The sequence below is a fragment of the Blautia ammoniilytica genome (assembly GCF_025566965.1).
GTDB lineage: Bacteria > Bacillota > Clostridia > Lachnospirales > Lachnospiraceae > Blautia_A > Blautia_A ammoniilytica.
On sequence record NZ_JAOQJL010000048.1, the window covers coordinates 1 to 25,716 of the forward strand.

The 25,716-nt window shown below is 42.9% G+C and carries 23 protein-coding genes, 1 pseudogene and 1 riboswitch; of the genes and pseudogenes, 15 read left to right on the forward strand and 9 right to left on the reverse strand.

Annotated features, from left to right (window positions below):
- Nucleotides 1-176: 176 nt before the first annotated feature.
- The 6 genes from OCV61_RS16745 to OCV61_RS16770 all read right to left on the reverse strand — a co-directional run bounded on the left by OCV61_RS16745 (nucleotide 177) and on the right by OCV61_RS16770 (nucleotide 3,789).
- Entirely contained in the window at nucleotides 177-695 is a 519-nt protein-coding gene (locus tag OCV61_RS16745) for a DEAD/DEAH box helicase family protein (RefSeq protein ID WP_158422746.1), read from the reverse strand.
- 116 nt (nucleotides 696-811) lie between these two features.
- The gene (gene rhuM, locus OCV61_RS16750) at nucleotides 812-1,747 is read right to left on the reverse strand and encodes a virulence RhuM family protein/type II toxin-antitoxin system death-on-curing family toxin (RefSeq protein WP_118254254.1); all 936 of its coding nucleotides are present in this window, start codon (nucleotides 1,745-1,747) and stop codon (nucleotides 812-814) included.
- A 108-nt stretch (nucleotides 1,748-1,855) separates the two neighbouring features.
- Nucleotides 1,856-2,233, reverse strand: coding sequence for an SdpI family protein (locus tag OCV61_RS16755; RefSeq protein WP_003864540.1), 378 nt, complete (start codon nucleotides 2,231-2,233; stop codon nucleotides 1,856-1,858).
- Nucleotides 2,234-2,356: 123 nt separating this feature from the next.
- Nucleotides 2,357-2,674, reverse strand: coding sequence for a type II toxin-antitoxin system RelE/ParE family toxin (locus tag OCV61_RS16760; protein WP_158422747.1), 318 nt, complete (start codon nucleotides 2,672-2,674; stop codon nucleotides 2,357-2,359).
- Nucleotides 2,675-2,676: 2 nt separating this feature from the next.
- Nucleotides 2,677-2,955, reverse strand: a complete 279-nt coding sequence (locus OCV61_RS16765) for a type II toxin-antitoxin system Phd/YefM family antitoxin (protein ID WP_158422748.1) — start codon at nucleotides 2,953-2,955, stop codon at nucleotides 2,677-2,679.
- A gap of 261 nt (nucleotides 2,956-3,216) precedes the next feature.
- Complete coding sequence (locus tag OCV61_RS16770) at nucleotides 3,217-3,789, reverse strand: LOG family protein (protein ID WP_158422749.1); 573 nt, start codon at nucleotides 3,787-3,789, stop codon at nucleotides 3,217-3,219.
- Between the two features lie 579 nt (nucleotides 3,790-4,368).
- Between OCV61_RS16770 and OCV61_RS16775 the strand changes: the two genes are divergently transcribed.
- The 14 genes and pseudogenes from OCV61_RS16775 (at nucleotide 4,369) to OCV61_RS16840 (ending at nucleotide 21,916) form a co-directional block, all read left to right on the forward strand.
- Nucleotides 4,369-7,563: an Ig-like domain-containing protein gene (locus tag OCV61_RS16775; RefSeq protein ID WP_158422750.1), complete on the forward strand. Its 3,195-nt coding sequence runs from the start codon at nucleotides 4,369-4,371 to the stop codon at nucleotides 7,561-7,563.
- Nucleotides 7,564-7,764: 201 nt separating this feature from the next.
- On the forward strand, nucleotides 7,765-8,943 hold the full coding sequence (locus OCV61_RS16780) for a trans-sulfuration enzyme family protein (RefSeq protein WP_158422751.1): 1,179 nt from the start codon (nucleotides 7,765-7,767) through the stop codon (nucleotides 8,941-8,943).
- Nucleotides 8,924-10,105: a MalY/PatB family protein gene (locus OCV61_RS16785; protein WP_158422752.1), complete on the forward strand. Its 1,182-nt coding sequence runs from the start codon at nucleotides 8,924-8,926 to the stop codon at nucleotides 10,103-10,105. Before OCV61_RS16780 ends, OCV61_RS16785 begins: the two co-directional genes overlap by 20 nt.
- Before the next feature lie 266 nt (nucleotides 10,106-10,371).
- A complete protein-coding gene (locus tag OCV61_RS16790) occupies nucleotides 10,372-13,680 on the forward strand; it encodes a fibronectin type III domain-containing protein (protein ID WP_158422753.1) in 3,309 nt (1,102 codons plus the stop codon).
- A 112-nt stretch (nucleotides 13,681-13,792) separates the two neighbouring features.
- Nucleotides 13,793-15,007 (forward strand): annotated as a pseudogene (locus OCV61_RS16795) (endonuclease Q family protein); the annotation flags it as partial.
- A 76-nt stretch (nucleotides 15,008-15,083) separates the two neighbouring features.
- Nucleotides 15,084-15,548, forward strand: a complete 465-nt coding sequence (locus tag OCV61_RS16800; protein WP_158422755.1) for a metallophosphoesterase family protein — start codon at nucleotides 15,084-15,086, stop codon at nucleotides 15,546-15,548.
- 59 nt (nucleotides 15,549-15,607) lie between these two features.
- On the forward strand, nucleotides 15,608-16,120 hold the full coding sequence (locus OCV61_RS16805) for a hypothetical protein (RefSeq protein WP_158422756.1): 513 nt from the start codon (nucleotides 15,608-15,610) through the stop codon (nucleotides 16,118-16,120).
- Between the two features lie 63 nt (nucleotides 16,121-16,183).
- On the forward strand, nucleotides 16,184-16,549 hold the full coding sequence (locus OCV61_RS16810; protein ID WP_158422757.1) for a CidA/LrgA family protein: 366 nt from the start codon (nucleotides 16,184-16,186) through the stop codon (nucleotides 16,547-16,549).
- The gene (locus OCV61_RS16815) at nucleotides 16,546-17,238 is read left to right on the forward strand and encodes an LrgB family protein (RefSeq protein WP_158422758.1); all 693 of its coding nucleotides are present in this window, start codon (nucleotides 16,546-16,548) and stop codon (nucleotides 17,236-17,238) included. Before OCV61_RS16810 ends, OCV61_RS16815 begins: the two co-directional genes overlap by 4 nt.
- A gap of 347 nt (nucleotides 17,239-17,585) precedes the next feature.
- A complete protein-coding gene (locus OCV61_RS16820; protein WP_158422759.1) occupies nucleotides 17,586-17,858 on the forward strand; it encodes a hypothetical protein in 273 nt (90 codons plus the stop codon).
- Between the two features lie 11 nt (nucleotides 17,859-17,869).
- Entirely contained in the window at nucleotides 17,870-18,859 is a 990-nt protein-coding gene (locus OCV61_RS16825; RefSeq protein WP_158422760.1) for a helix-turn-helix transcriptional regulator, read from the forward strand.
- Complete coding sequence (locus OCV61_RS16830; protein WP_317258473.1) at nucleotides 18,849-19,838, forward strand: biotin--[acetyl-CoA-carboxylase] ligase; 990 nt, start codon at nucleotides 18,849-18,851, stop codon at nucleotides 19,836-19,838. The genes OCV61_RS16825 and OCV61_RS16830 overlap by 11 nt, the downstream gene beginning before the upstream one ends.
- A 30-nt stretch (nucleotides 19,839-19,868) precedes the next feature.
- Nucleotides 19,869-21,023, forward strand: coding sequence for an alanyl-tRNA editing protein (locus OCV61_RS16835; RefSeq protein ID WP_158422761.1), 1,155 nt, complete (start codon nucleotides 19,869-19,871; stop codon nucleotides 21,021-21,023).
- A gap of 11 nt (nucleotides 21,024-21,034) precedes the next feature.
- Nucleotides 21,035-21,916 carry an amidohydrolase family protein gene (locus OCV61_RS16840; protein ID WP_158422762.1) on the forward strand — a complete coding sequence of 294 codons (882 nt, stop codon included), beginning with the start codon at nucleotides 21,035-21,037 and terminating at the stop codon, nucleotides 21,914-21,916.
- 2 nt (nucleotides 21,917-21,918) lie between these two features.
- Here the strand turns inward: OCV61_RS16840 and OCV61_RS16845 are convergent, their stop codons facing one another.
- Nucleotides 21,919-23,082: a hypothetical protein gene (locus OCV61_RS16845; protein WP_158422763.1), complete on the reverse strand. Its 1,164-nt coding sequence runs from the start codon at nucleotides 23,080-23,082 to the stop codon at nucleotides 21,919-21,921.
- Nucleotides 23,083-23,218: 136 nt separating this feature from the next.
- Nucleotides 23,219-23,323, forward strand: a riboswitch (THF riboswitch).
- Nucleotides 23,324-23,409: 86 nt separating this feature from the next.
- On the opposite strand from OCV61_RS16845, the gene OCV61_RS16850 reads away from it, so the two are divergent.
- Nucleotides 23,410-23,970 (forward strand): folate family ECF transporter S component, encoded by a 561-nt coding sequence (locus tag OCV61_RS16850; RefSeq protein ID WP_158422764.1) that lies wholly within the window; start codon nucleotides 23,410-23,412, stop codon nucleotides 23,968-23,970.
- A gap of 149 nt (nucleotides 23,971-24,119) precedes the next feature.
- Here the strand turns inward: OCV61_RS16850 and OCV61_RS16855 are convergent, their stop codons facing one another.
- Both OCV61_RS16855 and OCV61_RS16860 read right to left on the reverse strand, forming a co-directional pair.
- Nucleotides 24,120-24,881 carry a GNAT family N-acetyltransferase gene (locus OCV61_RS16855; RefSeq protein ID WP_158422765.1) on the reverse strand — a complete coding sequence of 254 codons (762 nt, stop codon included), beginning with the start codon at nucleotides 24,879-24,881 and terminating at the stop codon, nucleotides 24,120-24,122.
- A gap of 24 nt (nucleotides 24,882-24,905) precedes the next feature.
- Nucleotides 24,906-25,538: an SGNH/GDSL hydrolase family protein gene (locus OCV61_RS16860; protein ID WP_158422766.1), complete on the reverse strand. Its 633-nt coding sequence runs from the start codon at nucleotides 25,536-25,538 to the stop codon at nucleotides 24,906-24,908.
- Between the last annotated feature and the right edge of the window lie 178 nt (nucleotides 25,539-25,716).

Sequence of the window (25,716 nt, forward strand, 5' to 3'; positions counted from 1 at the left end):
GCTCAATGGTATTCTTATCATAGGCAGTGGGGATGTCGATCCTGTTTGATTGTTGGTTGTGGTGACTTAACAATACTACTTGTAGGATTTGGTTTCCACTGCTTTTTATTAAGTTATAGAAAAACTGCGCCACAGCCTTGGCAGGCCATCGCGCAGCGATTTTGTTCAACTTGAAGTTACCGAGTTATGCTTTCAATTATTTCTTTTGCAACACTATCAATGCTCATGTTAGACGTATCTATTCTGCTTGCATCATAATAGTGATTACTTAAATACTGTGTTGCCTCTGGCATATAGGTTACTGCCAAATCAATGTCTCGATTTTCTTGGTTATTTATGCGTTGATGTAGGATTTCTTTCTTGGCCGTTAATATAAAATGGTGACTCTCAATATTTGCGAAGCCATCTATAAGTTTCTGATTGCAATAATCATTAATCAATGCAACTGGAATGACTAAACAGTCGCAACTTCCTTCTTGTATTATTTCTGTTATTTCATCGACGAGAGCATCAACCAAATATTTTTTAGCTTCTGGATATCTTTTCCCAAAATAATCAGAAACTGAAGTTGGCTTATATTTTTCTTGCAATGCATCGAATTCAAGCAGATGTGCCTGTGGTATTTCCTCAACAATCGCAGCAGCAACAGCAGACTTTCCAATTCCAAAAGTACCATCTATCCAAATGATCTTCATATTCTTCTCCTGTAAATTCCGATTGTTATAATCTTTTTCAACTCCACCTTCTTGCCCTTCGGACAAGAAGTATCCCTCGCTCAAAGAGTTCGGTCAATTCCGATTCGAAATCAAATTTACATTATTAACAAATTCATCACCAAATTAACCATAATATCTTTCTCCTTTGGATCTGATTCTGCAATCATTAATGTTATTGCTACTAATGCACCATCACTTACCCTTTTTTGATCAGCTTTGTAAAGTATATTATTTCGAGCCAAAAATTCCAAAAATAACGATGCAGCAATTCTCTTGCATCCATCAGCATAAGGATGATCTTTTATCATAAAATACAAAAGATTGGCTGCTTTCTCTTCTAAGGAAGGATAAACATCTCCTCCAAAAACATTTTGATAAACTGCTGCAAGAATACCTTCAACTTTTCCCTTTTCTTTCTCAATCCCAAAGACATCCGAGTGAAATGAATCTTCCATTGCATTCACCATATTTCGGCAATCTTCATATGTAATTCTATAGATAGCCTTGCTTCCAGTAGGCTTTTTAAGTGATTGATGATCATACTGATCTAACAGCATCAAAGCATTTGTATATAAGCTAACAGCTTTCAACACCTCTGCTTCATCTACTTCCAAAGTACATGCAAGCATTTTTGTTTGGATATTTATTGTTCGTTGTAAAGCTTCTAATCTTTTTTCATTGATTGCATACCCCTGTATGATATACTGTTTTAGAACACTATTAGCCCATTTTCTAAATTCTACTCCTCGATTAGATTTCACTCTATAGCCTATAGAAATAATCATATCTAAATTATAATGTTCAACTTGATACACTTTTCCATCTGAAGCAGTTGTCGCAAAATTTGCGACAACTGAATTATCCAACTCTTCTTTTAATGCATTATTAATATGTTTCCCAATTGTCTTTACATCTCTTCCAAACAATTCGGCTAACTGTTTTCTATTAAGCCATACAGTATTATTTTTTATAGGCACAGTTAACTTTATTTCTTTATCGGCAGTTTCAAACAAAATTAATTCATTCTCCATGTTTGCTTTACCTTCTGAAAATACAAAAAAATGCCAACAGTTAAAACGAATTCAATAATAAATTTTCCGTTTTTTTAATTTTCTATAATTTAGCCCTACAAATTGAATTTATCGTCTTGTTCCATTCTTATCAAAATTCTTTTTTAATGCTATTTCTGTTGGGAGAATAGACCCAATTAAAGGAATAAGTTGAACACCACAGATAATTCCTCCTATACTCCCAACACAATCTTCATTTTTTCCAATCACTAAAAGCATGAATATTACTGTTATCGGCAACATAACCATTCCACAGACATACCAGACTTTACCACAATATTTATGAGCAAATTCCCATGTGTCTTTGTTCTTCATAGACATCGAAGTCCGATATCCAAATACTGAATTTATTTCCTTTGGAGCCTTTTTCATAAAATATCTTCCAAAACCAATCATCGTAAATGGAAGAAGCAAATCCATAATCAACATAAAAATCCAAAACCCCATTGTAAACCTCCTTTACTACAACTTCCGAGTTATTTTACTCTTTTTATATTCCTACCGCCTACTCTTCTGGATAAAGGCAAGCCTTAATTAAATTGCTTAGTCAGTTATATTTCGATGTTTGCTTTATAAACCTCGAATAATGTTAAAATAATCCTGTCTCTGGTCTACGACAGCGTATATAATGACTTCTTTTTGAGCTTCATTAACTTTATAAAATACAAGGTCTTTTTCAAGAACCAAAACCTTATAACCTTGACGTTTTAATACCAGGTATCTCGGATTAATTCCAAGATCTGGATTATCCCCTAGTTGTTGTATTCGATCTTCTATTTCGTCTAGCTTTTTCAATGCCATATCATTACCAAAATTCTGCGCAATATATAATACAATCTTTCGCAGACCAGCATCCGCAGTATCAGTACGAACAATTTTGTATTTCAAGCTTAGCCCTCCTGCAGCATAGCACGTAAATCATTAAAAGTTTCGCTGATCGGCTCAACACGACCATTCTTTACATCATCTTCTGCTTCAGCAAGGATTTCAAGTAATTCTATTCTTGATTTCATATTCTTGTATTCTTCATAAGACAAGGACACTGTATCGCCTCTTCCATTTACAGTAATGATAACTGCTTCTTTTCCCTCACGGCACTGCTTTGAAATTTCATTATAATGATTTCTTAAATCCGCTGATGGTCTGATAGCTTCCTGCATAGCAAACATAATACGCACCTCCTATTATTATATATGAAAATTATATCATTCATTGTCTATATTTTCAACGCTATTTCCATACTTGAAAAAATCCCATATAACGTAATCGTAATTCTAGCACCATTTTAAACCAGTTGCAGATACTTTTCTGGGTGTCAATGTATCTGCAACTTGTATTTTCTTAAGAATAAAGATACTTTTTAACTTGCAGATACATCATCGATCAATGCTATAACATCCGGTAGTTATATAGCTTAAAAAATCAGCTTTTCAGGATTGATAAATGGTTTTCGTGTTCTCTTTTTCACGGTCTGATTCTAAAATCCGCTTAATGTCCTCAAGGCTTTCAGCAAAATAAATCCCTTCCTGCCGTTCTCTGGAAGAAAGCCCATTTTCAATCATATGGTCCAGAAGCATTTTTAAACCATTATAATAACCGTCCAGATTATAGAGAATGCATGGGGCGTTCAGATGTTTTAAAGATACCTTTGACATGACTTCGGAGATTTCTTCCAGTGTTCCTGTTCCTCCGGGGAACGCAATAAAGGCGTCTCCCAGCTGGATCATTTTAGTCTTACGCTCTGTCATATCTTTAGTCACGATCAGTTTGGTCAATCCATCGTGCTGGATCTCGCTGTCAATAAAGAACTGTGGTTCAACACCTGTTACTTCACCGCCTGCATTCAACACACTGTCGGCAATTGCACCCATCAACCCGGATTTGGAACCTCCGTAGACCAGCGCATTTCCGCTGGTACCGATCCATTGTCCCAATTCCTGGACTGCGCTTTGCAGCCGTGGGTTATTTCCTTTATTTGCACCAAGATAGACAGTAATATTCATCTGAGATTTCCTCCAATACGATTTGCGATTTCCGTTAATATGATTTGCGATTTTTATCAATACTATCTGCGATTGTCGCCAATGCTATTTTGAATGGTTTGGGGCCAAATGCTCTGGTAATATAAAAAATCATGCTTATATGGATTGTTCCGTACTTTGCACTTGCCACTGTAATCATATTATGCAAAGAAGCTGAGGCGTTGTCAATGGTTCACAGATTTTGAGGTATTGCAGAAATATTGTACAAATGAAATGAATATTAAGTATAGTTCTAACTATATAAACAATACATGAAAATCAAGTATTATACAATTAAAGCGCTTATTGTATATAAAAATGATTTTATAATGAATAAAAATACAGAAACAGAGCGATAAAGTACATAAAATGATTGAAAATCGGATGAGATTTAGATATAATAAATATACATGCAGAGAGTAGCAGTAATATTTCTCGGAGGATGGAAATATATATACTGATGCATCTGAAACCAGGAACCAGGAACCAGGGAACCTGGCAACTGAAAATCGGAAAAAGGAAACTGAAAAGGAATAGGAAGAAAAAGAAAGAGGTGAAGGTATGAAGAGAAAACGACTTCAAAAAATGATTGCTTTGGCGGTTTGTACAGCTGTGATAACGACCATGGGTGGTTTTTCTGCGGCTGCAGAAGAAGTCTATGAAGTGGCTGCGGATGAAGAGACCGTCACAGATGTGCCGGCGGAGCCTGAGACAGAAGACATCTTCCAAGAGGTTGGCGAGGATGAAGAACAACTGCTTCAACAGAGCCAGGAGGGGAATGAAGAGACAGATGTTCTGTTTGGCGATGGAACTGTTATAGAGGAATTCTCTTCCGGAGAAGCAACAACGGATATTCAATATGGAAGTCTGAGCAAGGTATATCTGGATCCTGCCGGCGGTTCAGATACCAACAGCGGAGAAGCCGGTGATCAGGCTGTTAAGACGATTGATCAGGCTTTATCCCTGATTGAGGAGAATGGAACGATTTATCTGAAAAGCAGTCTTACGCTGAATGACAAAGAGGATCATCGTTGGTCGAAAGTAACGATTCGTCCGGCAGATACTTTGGCAGATGATGCGTTTAAACCAATGATACAGATCTTAGAAGATACCGGCCTGGCACTTGATGAAGTGTATATCAGCAATATCAAAGAATCCGGGGATTCCTGGCTTGGCCAGACTCTGCTGAAAAAAACAGGTAAAGGTGTACTGACCATAGGAACAGGCACTACGCTGGTATGTGACGCGAAGGTCAAGCATGCGATTTACACAAATAAAGAATATACTACTGCTACTTTGAAGATAAACGGTGGATCGATCCAGGGAGCCGACAGGACGAATTATGATGGACAGACCGCATTGGTTACTGTACAGTATGGGACAGCGGAGATGAGCGGCGGATCGATTACCGGGAATACGGCAGATTACGGTGGCGGCATTTATTTAAATGAGGCTCGTTTTTTCATGAGTGGCGGACAGATCTCCGGTAACAAAGCAAGGTATGGCGGAGGCATCTTTGGGGAAAACTTCTCCAACGTGACGCTTTCCGGCGGCCGTATTGCGGATAATCAAGCCGGTGACGGCGGTGGTGTTTATCTATGGGGGTCAGACCTTAAGATGGATCGTACAGAACCGGATGGACAGCCCTGCGTGATCGAAAATAATACTGCAGCTGCAGATACTCTTAATCATGTTTATGGCCAGGGTGGCGGCGTTTATTTAGGCTATGGGAGAGCCCGGCTGGGCAAGGGTACCATACAGGGAAATAAGGCTAAACCACAAATTAAATATAATGAAGATGGAGAAGTGATGAGTTCTACCGGCGGCATGGGCGGCGGTGTTCATGCTTTTAATGGCAGCATTGAGCTGACTGCCGCACGGATCTGCAATAACCAGACATATACAGGCGGTGGCATTTTTACGCAGAGTACAGAAGTGATAGATGCATTGAAGATGACCGGCGGCGAGATCACAGGGAATGGGGCAGCCCGTATGGGAGCTGGTATCTGCGCCAGTCTGTGGTATCGGAATGGTTATTATGATGGCAGCGGACAGGTGATCGTTCATCAGAATATGGATCTGGAGATCAGTGGCGGCAAGATCAGTGGCAATATGTCAGGAGAAGGCGAAAACGTGGATGAAAATGCTATTACCCTGGATCTGGTCTGCGATCCTGAATTTGATGAGAATGTGAAATTCCCAACCCTGCATCTAAGCGGTTCACCGGAGATCAAAGGATATGTGATGCTGATGGATTATTGTGATCCAGTATGCAGCCCCAAGGTAGTGGTTGATGATGCCTTTACACCAGTTAATCCTGTAGAGATGAAAGGCGGTTATTGTGAGCCTGGTGTGGTGGCAGTGAAATGGAAGGATGGATTAACACCGGATGCATCCCTTTTTACCGTTGACAAAGGATTTGGCTCCGAATTAAAGCTGGACGGGCAGACCTTGACATGGGTAGAAAGAGTAAAGGTTACTTTCTACTGGATAGAAAAACAGGGTGACAGGTATTATCAAAGAAATAAAAATCTATATATCGTACCAGGAAATAAAGTGAATCCGTCAGAAATCCCAGCTCAGACAGAGCTTCCAGGATATACGTTCAAAGGATGGGTAGATGTTGACGATCATGACTGGACACCGGATATGGAGATCACCGGAAAGATCAGGCTGTACGAAAATTGGGCGTTGAATGCTCCATCTGTAACATTAACAGCAGACAGGGAGAACAGCTGCTTTACCCTGCCCGTAACACTGACTGCCCGGGCATCTCATGAAATAAGCACAGCAAAATTAACCTATCAGTGGTACAAGGATGGTACTTTACTTGATGGGCTGACAGAGGCAGAATGTAAGGTATCAGAGCCAGGTGAGTACAAAGTAGTGGTTACAGTCAAAAGCGGCACTTATACTGCAACGAAGGATGCAGTGCTCACTATTTCCAAAAAGGACCACGAATATACATGGAAATTTGATGATAAGGCACATTGGCAGATCTGCAATCTGGATGGTGAGACGACAGAGTCCAAAGGCCATACCTTCGGTGAATGGAAGGTTGTAAAGGAAGCTGCTGTATCAGTTACGGGAGAAAAGGAACGCACATGTACGGTATGCGGATATAAGGAAACAGAGGTGCTCGCAGCACTTCCGGCCCCAACACCTACGCCTACAGTGACACCTCCAACACCGACTCCTGTACCGGCACAGGCTCCGGTTCATCTCTCCAGACTTACAAGCAAGAAGACATCTATAACTATAAAATGGAATAGGATCAAGGGCGCTTCCGGATATAAGATTTATGGAAGCAAATGCGGCAAAGATTACAAGCTTCTGAAAACAGTAAAAGGAAGCGTCACCAAATGGACCCACAAGGATCTTAAGGCAAATACCTATTACAAGTATTATGTGGCTGCATACAAGACGGTAAATGGCAAACAGACCATTCTTTCTAAAACACCGGCTATGCATATTCCAACAACCGGCGGCAAGTTCAGCAAAGTAACGGCTGTTAATGTTAAGAAAGAAAGCATTACCCTGAAAAAGGGCAGGAAGACATCCGTTAAGGCCAGTGTAGTGAATTCAGATGGAAAAGTCGTAAAACATGTGGCTGTACTGCGTTATATGAGCAGTAATAAGAAAGTGGCAACGGTGAACAGTAAGGGAGTGATCACTGCCCAGGGAAAAGGCAAGTGTACGATTTACTGTTATGCCCAGAATGGGCTTCGCAAGAGTGTGAAGGTAACTGTAAAGTAGGCTCAGTAGAGGCACCTGGCAGAGAACTTCGGTTTTCTGCCAGGTGTTTTTAGGTGATGAAAAGCTTCACAATACCAAAAGGGATAAGGCAAAAACTATAAGTAATAACAGGTAAAATGAATTATACAAACCATTTTTCCTTTGCTATCATTATATCAGCTTATAAATAATATAAAATTGATAGGAATAAGAGGAATTAAAATGGCGAGAGAAATAGAAACAAAGTGTCTTCACTTAGAAGAAGAGGAAGGTTGTTGTAACAATTATGGATCCATCAGCTATCCGATTTACCAGACAGCAACCTATGCACATGAAGGAGTGGGCAGAAGTACAGGTTTTGATTACAGCAGATTACAGAATCCAACAAGAGAGCACCTGGAAAAGGTGGTGGCATCCCTGGAGAACGGCATTGATGCACTGGCCTTTTCTTCAGGAATGGCAGCAATCTCCTTGTTGATGGAGATTTTTAAGCCAGGGGACCACCTGATTGCAGATGCAGATCTGTATGGGGGAAGCATCCGGCTTTTTGACCATGTATCTTCCAAGAACGGAATTTCTTTTTCAAGGGTGGACTGTCATAAGGTGAATGTGGAAGATTATATTCAGGAAAACACAAAAGCCATCTATATTGAAACACCTACCAATCCGATGATGAATGTAACAGACATTCAGGAACTTTCTAAGATTGCCAGAAAGCATGATTTGCTGCTTATTGTAGACAATACCTTCTTATCTCCTTATTTCCAGAATCCGCTGGATCTTGGGGCGGACATTGTGGTACACAGCGGCACCAAATATCTGGGCGGACATAACGATACACTTGCCGGATTTCTGATAACAAACAGGGAAGACATCAGTGAGAAATTTCGCTTTCTGATCAAAACAACCGGCGCCGGGCTGGCTCCACTGGACAGCTGGCTGCTTCTTCGGGGTATCAAGACATTGGGTGTGCGTATGGATCGTGCCCAGGAAAATGCCATTGCCATTGCACATTGGCTGAAAAAACAGAAAGCAGTGACCAAAGTGATCTATCCGGGACTTCCTGAGCACCCTGGATATGAGATCATGAAAAAGCAGGCCAGAGGCTTTGGCGCAATGCTTACTTTCCAGCTGGAAAGTAAAGAATTTGCTCTTGCAATTCTGGAAAATGTCCGTATGATTAAATTTGCAGAAAGTCTTGGAGGAGTGGAAACATTGATCACTTATCCAACTACACAGACCCATGCAGATGTTCCAAAAGAGATCAGGGAAAAGAACGGGATCACCGAAGCGACCCTGCGTTTATCTGTTGGTATTGAAAATATCAAAGACCTGATCGCTGAACTGGAAAAAGTATTCAAAGAGACAGAAGGAGAACTTTATGCCAGAGAGAAATCTTGATTTTGACAGGATTATTAACAGAAAAAACACCAATTGTCTGAAGTATGACTTTGCAGAAAAAAGGGGTATGCCGGCAGATGTGCTGCCACTGTGGGTGGCAGATATGGATTTTGAAACATCTTCTTATATAGAGGATGCACTTGTAGAACGTGCAAAAGAGGGAATTTTTGGATACAGTGAAGTGAAAACACCTTATTTTGAAGCAGTACATAACTGGATCCGGGAACGTCATGGATGGGATACCAGGGAAGAGTGGCTTGTAAAGACGCCAGGCGTGGTGTTTGCTCTTGCCATGGCAGTAAAGGCCTATACAGAGCCAGGGGACAGTGTACTGATCCAGTCTCCGGTTTATTATCCGTTTTCTGAAGTGATCACAGATAATAACAGAAAGGTAGTCAGCAATGATCTGTACCTTGGAGAAGATAACCGCTATCATATGGATTTTCAGGATTTTGAGAAAAAGATCGCAGATGAAAGGATAAAGCTTTTCTTTTTGTGCAATCCCCATAACCCGGTCGGCAGGGTATGGACGAAAGACGAACTGATCCGGGTGGGAGATCTTTGTGTGAAATACGGAGTAACGGTAGTCAGCGATGAGATCCACCAGGACTTTGTGTTCAAGGGAAAACATCAGGTTTTTGCAGGGCTGAAAAAGGAATATGAGGATATTACGGTTACTTGTACAGCGCCAAGCAAAACCTTTAATCTGGCAAGTATGCTTATTTCCAATATTTTTATTCCCAATCCAGATCTGCGCCGCAGGTTCCGGAAGCAGATGGACGCAGCTGGCATGAGCCAGCTGGGTATCCTTGGGCTGGTGGCCTGTGAAACTGCATACACAAAGGGCAGTCAGTGGTATGAAGCCATGCATGCATATGTGAAAGAAAATATTGAATTTACCAGAAAATATGTGGAAGAAAAGCTGCCAGGCGTGAAGATGACAGACCATGAAGGAACCTATCTGGTATGGCTGGACTTCAGGAAAACAGGACTATCTGTGGAGGAATTGGAGCATCGGATAATTTACAAAGCCGGGCTGTGGCTGGACAGCGGGAAGATCTTCGGCGATCTGGGGCGTGGATTTCAGAGAGTGAATGTAGCCTGTCCCAGGGCGACTTTGACAGAGGCACTGGAACGGATCCGCCGGGCCTTCATAGATTAAGAAGGTTTTGGGTTATTCACTGTATTAAAAGAAATGTTAGATATTTACCCAAAATTTACAAATGTACACAGTGAGTCTTTGTATAAATAGGTTGAAATGCATGAAAATACTTGAAATAGCTGGGATAAAATGGTATTCTTACACTAAATGCAGGAGGATCATTTTGTAGACATATGAAGGAAATGTGGATCATATAATAATTGTATGTCCGCAGATTTGTATGCAAGATGATACCTATGCAGAATTTTTTTCTAGGAGGGAAAGCAATGAAGAAAGATCTTAAGACTCTTAACAGATCACTGGCAATTGCCATTGCAGCAGCAATGACTATGACATCTGTTCCTAGCACACTTTTTGCTGCTGATTTTACAGACAGCGATGTGGCAGTAGAAGCAGTTGAGCCAGAAGAGACAGAGGCACCGGTGGATGTAGAGGAAGAGCCGGCAGTAGAAGAAGCAACAGAGTTCAGCAGCGATGCGGCAGAAACAGAGGATGTTTTCTCTGATCATGTATCCGAGGAGGCAACCGTAGATACTGCAGATGTACAGGTTGGTACTCCTGGCACACCTGCTAAGGTAACCGGTCTTTATATTGACACAGATAAGGATTATGTGTCTTCTCCGGTGCTTCGCTGGAATACAGTAGAGGGTGCATACAAATATGAATTTGCTGTAACAGATGCAGCCGGGAATGAGTATGGATATGTTTCCACGGACAGCAAGACTGGCAAATATGTGTTTAGATATGCTTCTAAGGATTGGGCCAGTGCAATGCCATCATATGACGTGACTAATCTGGCAGGACAGTATGCATATAAGATTGCAGCAGATGGCTCTGATTACGAGAGTATATATGCAGATGCAGAGAAGAAGGTACTTCTTAAATCTCTTTCAGCTGGACAGACTTATAATATCCGTGTACGTGCAGTGAACCGTTATCAGGATCCTGCAACTCCAAATGCAGAGGCTGTAGAGACTGTTGGTGAGTGGTCTGATCCGGTAGTTTACGCAGTTCCTGCAACATATGCTCCTGTACAGCTTACCAATTTAAGATATGCATCTGAGGATGATGATAATCTGTATTTTGCATATGATGGTGCTGTTACAGCAGGATCTGTTCATGGACAGTACACATCCGATCCAGATTATGCAAATCTGTATGAATGGGAATGGGAGGATGCATATGCAGATGCATCCAAGACTACATTGGCTATTTCCAAGAGTGATCTTGAAAGCGGAAAGACCTATTATCTCCGTGTGATCAACCGTGTAAATGGTAATTCCCTCACAGATGCACAGGGCAAGGACGTTTGGTCTAATGTAATTGCATTCACCTATACTGCAAAACAGGCAGATCCACTTAAAACAATTACAGGCCTGACCATGTACAACGAAGGACGAGATTCCTACAGTTTCCGTTTTGATCCGGTGCTTGAAGAAGATGATAAATGGGAACTTCAGTGGTCCAAGGATCCAAACTTTGTAACGGATGTACAGAGCAGCGCTAAGGGTACTTATGTATCAAAATATTCTATGGAAACAGGTGCGACATATTATGTAAGAGCCATTACTTATAAGTATGGCGCAAAGGGTATAGAGTATGGTACACCGTCCAATATCGTTACGATTGTCAAAGCAAAAGAGCCTACCGCATCCAATCTGGTTCTTGCTGAAAAGACAGAAGACGGATATGTTTTCAAATATACTGGAAATATTAAGCTTCCAAACAGCGGTATCCAGTTGTGGATCTCCAAGGATCCTGGATTTTCAAATAATCCTTCACTGACCAAGCTGAGAACAAATTCCGATGGCGAGGAACAGTTTACTCTCTATAACAGTTATTTTGAGCCAGGCTATACTTACTATGTACGTATCAGACCATACAGTGAAGACAGCAGCCTTGAAGATTCCAATAAGGCAGATGAGACATGGTATGGAGCATTTTCCAATACTGTAACCGTATCTCCAAAGGTTTCTGATGTAAACGTAACTGCAGAGGTTGCTTCTACAAGCATTACTCTTACTGCAACTGCAGAGGATCCTTCTTACGCAACAGGATATCAGTTCCAGAAGAAGGTTGGCAAGAAATACCAGAATCTTGGAAAGACTACAAATGGTATTTACACAGATAAGAAGCTGAAACCTAATACTGCTTATACTTACCGTGTACGTGCTTACTATGTAAGCGAGAAGACAGGCAAGACTTCTTATGGTGCATGGAAGACTTATACAACTCTTACCTGGGGCGGCAATCTGAATGTGAGAGCAGTTGCAAAAGGTAAGACATCTGTAAAGCTTACCTGGAATAAGCTGAAAGGCGCACAGGGATACGAGGTATTCCGTACTGTAACAGATTCCTATGGAAAGAGCTACAGCGCAGACCAGGGAAGAACCAATACCTATGAAAAGTGGACACTTGTAAAAGACATCAAGAAAGCATCCGCAAAGACCTACACTGTGAAACGTCTTGCTGCAGGACAGGATTACAGATTTAAAGTACGTGCATACAAAGTTGTAAATGGAAAGAAATACTATATTGAAGACGAAGATAGCTGTACATTAGATTTTGCATTATGGATTGTTTCCAGCAAGCAGAATGCAAATGGTACATTAAAACTTACCTGGAATCCGGTTTATGCTGGTAATGGCTATCTGATTGAGAAGAAAAACCGGGATACAGGCGTATGGGAAGCATATAAGACTATTACAAGGGCAGCAACTTCTTCTTTTACCTTCCCGGCAGCAAATGGACAGACAGATACTTACAGGATCCGTGCATATAAGAACGGTAACCCGAAGACCTACACTGAGGACTACAGCTTTGAGGTAGATCCATATCTGGCAGCACCTACAGGCGTAAAGGCGACTGTAAATAAAGCAGACGGAAGCATTACTGTTAAATGGAATCCGGTAGCAGGCGCTGATTACTATGAAGTATACAGAACTACAAGAGCTGCATCCACATATAACAAGGATACCAAGACATATTCATATTCATATGGATATGCCAATAGGCTGGACAATTGGGTTGTTGATGCTAATTCCAAATATGGTTATAAGGTTTCTGATGAGGATCTGACAGCTACCACCACCACTGACAGAAAAGTATCATATGTGAATGGCAACGGCATTGAGCAGACATGGTATGAAGGACCGAAGGCAGGCGTTAAGTACTACTATTATGTAGTTGCTGTTAAGAATGGTACTGCTTATGCGGTTAAAGACAGCGGTAAGACTATCGAAAGCGGAAACAGTGCAGCTGCAGCAGCAACTGTAACAAATGTAACAGTTGCAAAGACAAAGATCACTTCCGGCAAAGCAACAAAGGGCAAAGTTACCCTGAAATGGAAGAAAGTTGCAGGAGCAGCTGGATATGAAGTATACCGTTCCACAAAGAAGGGCAGCGGATATACCAAGCTGGCTACTATCACAAAAGGCTCTACTGTGAAGCTTACAGACAAGACTGTAAAGGCTGGAAAGAAATACTACTACAAAGTACGTGCGTATAAGGCAAACGAGGCTGGTGTAGATGTATATGCAGCTTATTCAGCAGCAAAAGCAGTAAAAGCAAAATAATAGATGCACAAGGCAGAAGCGATCTGCCAGGGCATTCACAGATGTATCAGAAATGATGAAGAACCGTCGCAGGTATGTGCCTGCGGCGGTTTTTTGAAGAGGAGAAAGCAAGATGAAGATGATCACAGATCTGCATATCCATTCCAGGTATTCTATGGCAACCAGTAAAGACGGAAATCCGGAAAATCTGGATCTTTGGGCAAGAAAAAAGGGGATCAGTCTTATTGGAACAGGAGATTTTACCCATCCTGCATGGAGAGGGGAACTTTTGGAAAAACTGATTCCTGCAGAGGATGGATTGTACCGTTTGAAAGGGGAGTATGTGGCTTTGGAGGCCAAAAAGTATCCGGGAGAAGCACCCAGGTTTGTGATCACCGGGGAGATCAGTTCTGTTTATAAAAAGTATGGGAAGTCAAGAAGAGTTCATAATGTACTTATACTTCCAGGGCTGGAAGCTGCAGATCAGCTGTCAAGCAGACTTGAAAAGATCGGAAATATCCATTCAGACGGAAGACCTATCCTGGGCCTTGACAGCCATGATCTTCTTGAGCTTATGCTGGATACCTGTCCGGAGGGAATGCTGGTACCTGCACATATATGGACACCGCATTATTCAGTATTTGGCGCATTTACCAGATTTCAAAGTATGGAAGAATGTTTTGGCGATCTGACATCTTATGTGCATGCTGTGGAAACGGGGTTATCTTCAGATCCGGCTATGAATTGGCAGTTATCCTCACTGGATGCTTATCAGCTGATTTCCAATTCGGATGCTCATTCTCCGGGAAAGCTGGGGCGTGAGGCCAATCTTCTGGATATAGACAGATCCTATGAGGGGCTGTATCAGGCAATCCAGAAGGGGCAGGGGCTTGACGGAACGTTGGAATTTTTTCCTGAAGAAGGAAAGTACCATTACGATGGACACCGAAAATGTGGGATCTGCTTAAGCCCTGAGGAAACAGAGCAGAACCATGGGCTTTGTCCGGTTTGTGGGAAAAAGCTGACGATTGGCGTAGAACACAGGATACAGGAACTGGCGGACAGGAAAAAAGGCTTTGTACCAAAGAATGCCAGACACTTTGAGAAGCTGGTGCCTTTACCGGAAGTGATCAGCCAGGTTATGGGATTTTCACCAACAAGTAAAAGGGTTCAGGCAAAATACCAGGAACTGTTGGATAGCCTGGGATCAGAATTTGACATTTTACGGCAGGTTCCGCTGGAAGACCTTAAAAAAACAGGCGGCGAATTGCTTAGTGAAAGTATTGGATGTATCCGAAGGGGAAATGTGATCTGTCATCCTGGGTATGATGGAGCGTATGGGACTATAGAATTCGGAAACTGAGCAGAAATAAGGAATACGTAACTGTAAAGCTATGTCTTAAAACCAGGAGGAATAAGGGGAAATGGCGGTAAAAATTGGTATTATCTCAGATACTCATGGCCTGTTGCGGCAGGAAGTTGTGGAGAATCTGAAAGACTGCAGGTATATTCTGCATGCAGGGGATGTGACAGATCCTGGAATTTTGGATCAACTGCGGGTAATGGGGGATTTGTATGCAGTTCAGGGAAATAATGATAGAAGCTGGCAGCGGCCGCTTGCCCAAAGCCTGTGGTTTGAGATTGAAGGCATTCGTTTTTTTATGGTGCACAATAAAAAAGATGTGGCCTGGGATCTGAAAGACCGACAGGTGGTTATTTTTGGACACAGCCATAAATATTTCCAGGAAATAATTGATGGCCGGTTGTGGCTGAATCCGGGAAGCTGCGGCCATTCCCGTTTTGGAGGAGATGTGACCATGGCTGTAATGATTGTAGAAAATGGAAGCTATCAGGTGGAAAAAATCGTGATTCCCACAGTTGCAATTTAAAAGGGACGGAGTATAATAAAAAAACGCAGAAAGTTGTGGCAGATATAAGGAGGGTTGATGTGGATAAAAAGGAAGCCAATGTGGATAAAAAGAAATCTGATGTGAATAAAAAGAAAGCCGATGTGAAATTTATTGTTGGAATGGTGATCCTGGTGGCTGTGATGGCAGTTATGTGCGGATCTTTCTGGAAGGTGGTATCTATGCAGGCCGCCAAAGATAAGGAAGATGAGGCCAGACAGGAGCAGGAGGCGATCCGGGCGATCTGTGTAGAGGCAGGAGATGGACTGAAGGAGCAGGTATTTGTGGACATGACTACAAAGACTGTATTCAAGGCAGATATTCCATCTGAGGGGATCTATAACCGTAATGGAAAACTGATCCAGGGAGATGTACTGGAAAATGGAGATATGGTAAAGATTTATGGAGATTCGGTGATGACCAGATCTATACCCGCTCAGTATCCAGGAGTTACAAAAATGCAGAGGATGGGACGGGCAACTCTGGAGGAAGCCCAGCCATATCAGCAGATCGTGGATGATCTTATGGCATCAACAAAGGTTGTAACAGAATAAGCTGTCGTGAATTTCTGAATATTACAAAATTATATTATATATACGAAAGAAAGTGTGCACAGAATGAAGTTTTTAAGACAATTTGGAATTATCTTACTGTTATCAGCTCTTGGGGAGGGGCTTCATGCCTTGCTTCCCTTGCCTGTACCTGCCAGTGTATATGGACTGGTACTGATGCTGGCTGCGCTGATGACTGGTATTATAAAAGTAGGGCAGGTAGAGGAAACGGCGGATTTTCTTATTGAGATCATGCCGGTGATGTTTGTACCGGCAGGTGTAGGATTATTGAATGCCTGGGGGGTGTTGCAGCCAATTTGGGTGCCGGTTGTTATGATCACAGTGATCACTACAGTGATCGTGATGGTAGTAACCGGAAGAGTAACACAGACTGTAATTGAAAAAGACAGAAAGGGACATGACAGCAAATGACGAATTTTATAGAGAACTCCGTGTTTTTAGGTGCAGTGTTAAGCCTTGTGGCATATGAAGCAGGCATGCTTCTGAAGAGAAAATTCAAACTTGCCATATTTAATCCTCTGCTGATCGCGATTCTGTGTGTGATGGGTGTGCTTTCCCTGCTTGGTGTTGATTATGATACCTACAATGAGGGAGGCAAATATATCAGTTATCTTCTGACCCCGGCAACGGTGTGTCTGGCAGTGCCGTTATACCGTCAGATGAATCTTCTGAAGAAGAATATCAAGGCTGTGGTTCTTGGGATTGTTTCAGGTGTACTGGCAAGCCTTGTAAGTGTACTTGTTTTGGCATGGTTATTCGGGCTTTCACATGAGGAGTATGTTACGCTTCTTCCAAAGTCCATTACAACGGCGATTGGAATGGGTGTATCTGAGGAACTGGGGGGCATTGTAACCATTACAGTAGCAGTGATCATTATTACAGGTGTTCTGGGCAACATGATCGCAGAAGCTGTGTGCCGGATCGCCAGAATCAATGAGCCTATCGCCAAAGGGCTGGCTCTTGGTACTTCTGCTCATGCCATTGGTACTGCAAAGGCGATGGAGATGGGAGAAGTGGAAGGCGCTATGAGCAGTCTGGCCATTGCAGTGGCAGGGCTTCTTACAGTGGTGGGAGCTTCTGTTTTTGTTCAGTTTTTATGATGATACCGATCTATGGCTGTCAGGACTACGGTTCTGGCAGCTTTTTCGTATCTTTTTTGTGGCAGGCATTACAGTTGATATGATGTTGTGGGTAAAAGCCTAAGGCAATGATACCTATGGATTGTTTCGTGCTATGCACTACAACAATCCTACCCTGGTACCGTGATACATAAAAACGAACAAATATTCGAACATAAAATTGTAGAATATTGACGAAATAAACAAATGTTCGAAAAAGAAGAATATGTGCCGTTTTATTGGACTGAATATGTGATATACTCTCAATAAATAGAAAATATGTTCTGAAAATATGTTCGGAAATTAAGCGAAATAAGGGGAGAGAGTATATGTGGGGATCAGAGAAAAGTACAGGCAGACGGGAGATGGCATTTGCACAGGGGACAGTTTCCGGTATGACCAGGAAGTCCGGTGCACACAGAAAGGGAGAGAAGCTTTCCAGGAATATGGCTATGTTTCTCGGTATTATTTTGACTGCGGAGATTATGATCGCAGGGGCCATGGTATTTAATTTTGATTTTAAGGGCGCAGATGTTATTGCCCTGATATTTGCATTTATGGTATTATATTCTGGAGTTGTGGCAATGCTCACAGATAAGTAGGAGATGTGTAGATGCCGAAGTCATTTCATCAAAAGATCAAAATATTATATTTAATGCAGGCATTTTTAGAACGTACAGACAAAGAGCATCCGATGACAGTGAAGGATCTGCAGGCATATCTGGCCAATGCAGGGATCAGTGCAGAGCGCAAGACCGTTTATGACGATATAGAGAATCTGCGGGTGTTTGGCTTGGATATAGTGAATCGAAGGGAGAAACCTTCCGGTTTTTATCTGGCACACAGAGAATTTGAACTGGCAGAGCTTAAGCTTTTGGTAGATGCGGTACAGTCCTCCAAGTTTATTACTTCAGGGAAGTCCAGACAGCTGATCAGAAAGCTGGAAGGTCTGGCCAGTGTACACCAGGCAAGAGAACTGCAGAGACAGGTCTGGGTAGAGAACAGGGTTAAGTCCATGAATGAAAGTATCTATCATAATATTGATCAGATCCATCAGGCGATATCCAGTGACCGTCAGATCTGTTTTCAGTATTGTGAGTGGACATTATCCAAGCAATTAAGCCTGAAGCGTAATGGGGAAAGATACAGGATCAGTCCCTGGAAGATGATCTGGAAAGATGAGAATTATTATCTGATCGGACTTGATGAGAAGAGCGGGATCGTGAAGCATTATCGGGTTGATAAGATGCTGAAGATATCGCTGGAGGCAGAAGCGCGCAACGGTAGAGAATTTTTTGAAAGCTTTGATGAGGCCAGATTTGCAGCAGGTACATTCGGTATGTTTGGTGGCCGGGAAGAGGCAGTGGGGCTGAAGTTTGAGAATCGTCTGGTAGGGGTGGTGATTGACCATTTCGGGCAGTCCACGATGATCATTGGTAAAGATGAGAATCATTTTTCCATAAAGGTTCGTGTGAATGTAAGCGGGCAGTTTTTTGGCTGGCTGGCAGGTCTTGGGGCAGGTGTGGAGATCATATCCCCTGAGAATGTACGTTGTGAGTACAGAGACTATCTGAAGAAGGCACTGGCTCATTATGAAGGATAACAGGATGACAGTAAAATCGCGATTATTAGAAATTTTAGAACAGCATAAAGGGGAAGTTTTGTCTGGTGAACATCTGGCTCAGGAACTGAACTGTACAAGGGCAGCGATTTGGAAAGGCGTTAAGTCCCTGCGGGAAGAAGGACACAGGATCCAGGCTGGACCTAATAAGGGATATATGTTAGAAGCAGACAGCAACCGGCTGTCTGTAGAGGGACTGAAGCTTTATCTGGATCATCCAGATGTGATGGTACGATTGTACGACAGCGTCCCATCCACTAATCAGGCAGCCAAGCTGGCAGCAGTCAGTGGAGATGCTGGTCATGGTTCGCTGGTAGCTGCCCTGGAGCAGACAGAGGGCAGAGGCAGACGAGGCAGGAGTTTTTGCTCACCCAGGGAAGCTGGGTTATATTTCAGTGTTGTACTTCATCCGGGTGAGTCTTTGCAGGAGAGCCTTTTGATCACTACTGCGGCAGCAGTTGCTGTTTACAAGGCTGTTCTTGAAGTATGCGGCATATCTCTTGGAATTAAATGGGTCAATGATCTGTTCAAAGACGGAAAAAAGGTTTGCGGTATACTTACAGAGGCAATGACAGATTTTGAAAGTGGGAATATTGAGTCTGCTATTGTGGGGATTGGTCTGAATCTGTTTCCCGGAGAAGAAATTCCAGAGGAACTGGAAAATATTGCCGGAGCGTTGTATGATACAGAGGAAGAGGCTGGCAGAGCAGACAGGAACAGGCTGATGGCACAGATCGTAAATCATCTGCTGAAGGAAACTGAGGATCTATCCCTTTCGCAAGTGTATATACAGCAGAATTTTATTTTGGGAAGGGAAATACAGATTCAGGATTCTGGAAATCTTCGGAAAGCTACTGCGATGGCCATATGCCCGGATGGCAGACTTCTAGTGAAGGAGGCTGACGGGAGTGAGAGCAAGCTGTCTTACGGAGAAGTATCAGTAGTCCTGCCGGAAGGATAGATAGCCAGACAAAAGTGGAGGATACAGTAGATGACAGAGACACAGAGACTATATTATGAAGACGTATATATCAGGGAATTTCAGGCGCAGGTGTTGGCGTGTCAGGCTGCAGGGAAAGGATATGCGATTCTGCTTGACAGAAGTGCTTTTTACCCAGAGGGAGGCGGACAGCCCAGTGATCAGGGAGTTCTTGATTCAGTGAAGGTGACAGAAGTCCATGAGAAGGATGGAGAACTGCTTCACTATACAGATGCACCATTGGAACCAGGAACGCAGGTCACAGGAAGGATCAACTGGCAGCGCAGATTTGATCTGATGCAGCAGCATTCCGGAGAGCATATGGTTAGCGGTCTGGTACATCAGGCATATGGATATGACAATGTAGGCTTTCATATGGGCAGTGATGTGATTACTGTAGATTTTAACGGTATACTTACAGAGGCTCAGATTCATGAGATAGAACAGCAGGTAAATCAAAAAATCTGGGAGAATGCTGCAGTTGAGATTTTCTATCCGGACAAAGATGCACTGGAAACACTGGATTACAGAAGCAAGAAGGAGCTTAACGGACAGGTAAGGATCGTGCGTTTCCCTGGTGTGGATACTTGTGCATGCTGTGGCACACATGTGGCATATACTGGAGAGATTGGCATGGTGAAGCTGCTTTCTGTAGAGAAGTTTCGGGAAGGAGTGCGTATGGAGATGATCTGCGGCAGTCGTGTACTGGATTATCTGAATAAGGTGGATGACCAGAATCATCAGATTTCCATGCGTTTGTCTGCCAAAAGTGACCGGACTGCGCAGGCAGTAGAACGGCTGCAGGAAGAGAATTTTTCTCTGAAAGGCCGTGTGCAGTCTCTGGAAGAGGGGATGTTTGCTGCAGAGGCAAATAAATGGGCAGGTAAAGGCAATGTACTTCTGTTCCAGCAGAATATGGAGGCTGATAGTCTGAGAAAGCTGACAGATGCAGTGATGCAGACCTGTGGAGGACGATGTGCAGTCTTTTCATCCAATGCAGATGGCAGCTGCAAATATGCTATGGGAGAAAAGGCCGGGGATCTGCGCCAGTTGACAAGGAATATGAATAATGCCCTGAATGGCAGAGGCGGCGGTAAGCCATTCTTTGTACAAGGCTCTGTCCAGGCAGGAGAGGATCAGATCCGTGAGTTTTTCAGGGAACTGTAAGGAGAGGACAGATGTTTGGAGAATGTCATGCACATCTGATTATGGATGGCCTGAATTACCGCAGGGCAGTGGATCTGCATGCGGATGGGGTAAAGGATAAAGTTATACAGAGCCGATTTCGGCTGTATCAGGAACTGGGGATTCTGTTTGTCCGTGATGGTGGAGATGCAGGGATGGTATCCAAAAGGGCGAAGGAATTGTCAGGAGAATACGGGATTGATTATAGGACACCGGTATTTGCTATTCATAGGAATGGCCACTATGGTGGGATTGTGGGCTGCGGATTTGATACATTAAGAGAATATCATCAGAAGGTGATGGATGCCAAGGCTCTGGGAGCGGACTTTATTAAGATTATGACTACCGGGATTCTGGATTTTAACGATCATGGGAAGATTACCGGCCAGCCGCTGGATAAAGAAGAAGTAAAAGAAATGGTTCATATCGCCCATGAAGAGGGATTTGCAGTGATGAGCCATACAAATGGAGATTACGGAGTTCAAGCAGCCATTGAGGCCGGGGCAGACAGCGTGGAGCATGGGAATTATATAAGCGAAGAAACGATTTCCATGCTGGCGGATAGTAGTACTGTGTGGGTGCCTACTCTTGTTACTGTGCGCAATCTTATGGGCAGCGGCAGATATGACAGCCAGATCCTTGCCAGGATTGCAGCACAGGGAGAAGAGAACCTGCGCCTGGCCTATCGGGCAGGCGTGAAAGTGGCACTGGGAAGTGATGGCGGTGCTTATATGGTTCCGCATGGATGGGGACTTATGGACGAATACCATGCATTTCTGGATATCCTTGGAACTTTGGCGAAGGTAGCGGAGATAGATGACTGGCTTACAAAGGGAGAGAAAGAGATCCGTGAGAGATTTAAAAGGGACGCCTGATATCAGGCGTCCTGGATTTTTATAGAAGTATAAATGTTGGATTCTCTGGAAAGAGCAGGGTCAAAGGTAATGTTGATGCCAGCACCTAAAGCGAGGCCGGATGTGGAAGTGTTTTGAGCATTTTCAGTCAGGCAGGTGACTACCGCACCGTCTCCGGTCTGGATGGTAACAGTATTGGCAGTTGTACCAAGGATTGTGCCGGATACAGTAAAGTTCATCTGATGCTGGCTCATGTTATCCGGGTTGTCTCCGGATACAGAACTGACTGAGATCCCTTCCATGGATTCGCCAGAGAAATCTTCTCCTGTGTAATAAACAGAAACCCCTGAGCCAGGAGCGATTCCACCTGGGAAATAACAGGGCAGCTGGGACAGATCCAGATTTACGCTGGTACTGGAGGTATTTGGCAGTACCTGAAGTACATTATTGGAAATACTCTGGATCACACCACGGAACTGTTTGGGAACAGTGGATGGATCCGGTTCTGTCTGATCATCAGATGGTTCTGGGGTAGGGGTGGGATCCGGAAGCTGGATAGGATCTATGTCAGAGATACTGACTACTTTTACATGGCTGGCATCAAGTACATTGGAAGCATCATCCCCGGATTTTCCGAATTTTCCCTTGAAATGTACATATACCCAGTTACCGGCAGCAATGCCATTCTGGTAATATTGCTGGGTACCTGTGATAGGATACGTAGCTGTCTTTCCGTTTTTGGCTTTTATGGTAATGGTATTAGGGGTAAGGCTGACGATGGCACAGTGCGCAGTCCGATCTTTCAGTTCTTCTGTTTTGTGGAATTCATCTACTACCTTTAAGGCTTTTACTGTACTGGTATCGCTGTCTGTATCAGAAAGCTGTCCCTCATAGATCACGCTGATCTCATCGCCGGAAATCATACCGTCAGAGCATTCCAGAGTGGCCTGAGATACATCAAAGGTATAAGTCTGTTCTTCTGTTTTTAATGTCAGCTGACTGCCTGTAAAATCCTGAAGCATTCCAGTGACTTCGTCCATATAAATCCGAGGTTTGTCAGAAACATTTTCAGAAGCTGTATCAGGATCCTGATGATAGATATATTTTTCAACCAAATCTCCGGCAGTGCAGCCTGCAGCAGTAACAGTACAGCATATGCAAAGACAGAGACAAATTAATTTTTTCATGGAAACCCTCCAATGAAGCAGTGGACCATTGCTGTGAACATGAAATCCTTATAAAAAATAATAAATCCGTTAATATTATAACAAAAACATATTGAAATTTCCAGATATTGTGATATAATCCGATTAAATAAATAATAGCGAAGTAGGAATTTATGCGTTAAGTGTTCATTGGCTGGGGAGTCGCCGTGAAACGAAAAGCATGCGAAAGGCTGCTTACGATATATTTTCCGCACCCGTTGCTACATGTGAGAACATCTCATAATGTGGAGGGATTATTATTTATGGTAACTACTCTATTATCAAAAACATTATGGAGGTGTTTTTATTATGCAGAAAAAGCAAACATGGAACGTAAAAACATTGGTATTTATGGCACTTCTTGTTGCCATGCATCTGGTACTTACCAGAGTTCTGGTAATTGACCTGGGAGCATATCGCATTTCAGTAGGAAGTGTATGTACGATTCTGGCAGGATTATGGCTTGGACCAGTAGCAGGCGGTGTATGTGGATTTGCTTCCGATATTATCGGATGTTTTATGAAAGGATATGCTGTGAACCCATTTATTACTGTTGCTGCAATTCTCTGGGGCGTGCTTCCAGCGCTGGTAAGACCTCTTATTGCAAACAAAAAGAAAACCGGTAAGACTGTAGGGATCTGTGTGTCCATTGTTGTGACTGCGATTCTCAGTTCTCTTGTACTTACAACTGCCGGATTGGTAATCATGTTAGGATATAACTTCTATGCGATCATGCCGGGAAGACTGATCCAGTTTGCAATTATGATACCGATTTACTGTGTACTTACCTGCCTGTTGTATTTCAGTCCGCTGACAGCTATGGTTGCAGGCGATGTGGCTCAAGCAGTAATGAAAAAGAAAACCGTTTAATAATACAGCTACACAAAAATGCCGAAATTATTCGGCTGCTGAACTATAACGATTCCCCAAAATAAGATGCCGATACAGGATCCTTTCCACAGTATAAACTGTTGGATCGATCAGGTATCGGCTTTTTGTATGCGCTAAAACGACTTTGTTTATTTGGATGTGACTGGCTGGACACGGAACCAATAAGTATATATATATTGAAAACCAAGGGATGTATACAATGCTCTGGCAGGATCATTATCTTTTACAACCTGAAGATAAGCATTCTTGGCTCCGCGTTGCTGTCCTTCGGCAAGAAGACCGGTACAGATCTGTCTGGCATACCCCCTATGGCGAAATTCTTCTTTCACATGAATGGCGTAGATGCCAATGTAATCCCGGTCCAGAATGCCAAGTCCGGTAGCGATGATCTTTCCGTTGTCCCAGATGGAGGCACAGATCGTATCCTTTACAATAGAGTGATACATGGAAGGAACAACTGCACGGTGGATAGGATTTGCAGTTCCTTTCAAGTCAAAAAGACTTTCAATCCAGACATCCGGAATATCGTCTGTAAAATTTACTTGGCTATAAGGATAACTTAAGTCTGCTGTGGAAGAAAGGTCTGTTACCATAACGTCTGTGGTATGCTGAATCTCATATCCGCGATTTTCAAGAACATAATCAAAATCAGGGGAAACCAGGGGACTGATCTTAAAAATCGCCGGGCTGCCAAGACGGCTGTACTCATTTTCACAGAAAGAGACTTTTTCCCTCCAGGATAACGTAGAAGTGCCGAATTGTTCCACACTGTTGGTTCGGTGTGTATAAAAATAGGAAAAACGGAGGATCCATCCGTCATAAAGTTCCATTTTGTGGGAAGGCCATGCATTTAAAGACATGTCTTCGATTTTTTTTATGCTAGTGTTCATAAATATATCATTCCAATCTTTTTTTTAATCCCTGTGTTTTTGCGCTGCTGTGTCATACAGCGTATCACATAATTTTGATGCAATCAGGTGATGACCGGTACTGGTCAGATGTATGCCGTCTGTAGTGAGCTGGTCAATACCGTATCGCAGGGCCGCCTGGTTCAGTTCATCCTGCAGGAGAATGTAAGTAAGCCGTCGTGTGTGCGCTATTTCCTGGATCATGGAAGACATTTGACGGACATAGGGAATCCACAGACGGTAATGGGCAGGCCATGGAAAAACAAATGGCTCCATAAGAATGATCTGCCGGTGGGGTGAATACAGCTGCTCTAACAGCTGGTCGTAATCTCTGGAAAAACGATTCATCATCTGTTCCTGCAAGGCGGATGTACGGCAGGTGTTCATCATTAGACCAATGTCATTAATCCCAATCAGAATGGTAATAATCTGTGGCTTCAGCGCTAGGTAAGAATCTGTATTCTGCAGCAGCCGGGAAATGGTAAATCCGTCAATGCCTTTGTTAATGATCTGAAGATCAGGGGAAAATGGGGATAACTGATCCCATAATTGTTTTACATAACCGTTTCCCAGGGGCGGAGTCTGTAAAATCCGTCCGCAATCTGTGATACTGTCTCCAAGACAAAGTAAGGTAGTCATTGTAAATCTCTTTCTATAAATGTTGTAAGTCACTATGATATTCCATTATAACCGTTAATAGGGATGGTGGAAAGAGCAAATGTGACATACTCCCACCACTTAAATCTCTAATTTTGAAGTGGGGGCTTCTTGCTCAATGGCTCTACTGAGCCAAGTATCTACAAGCTATCCTCGCGTG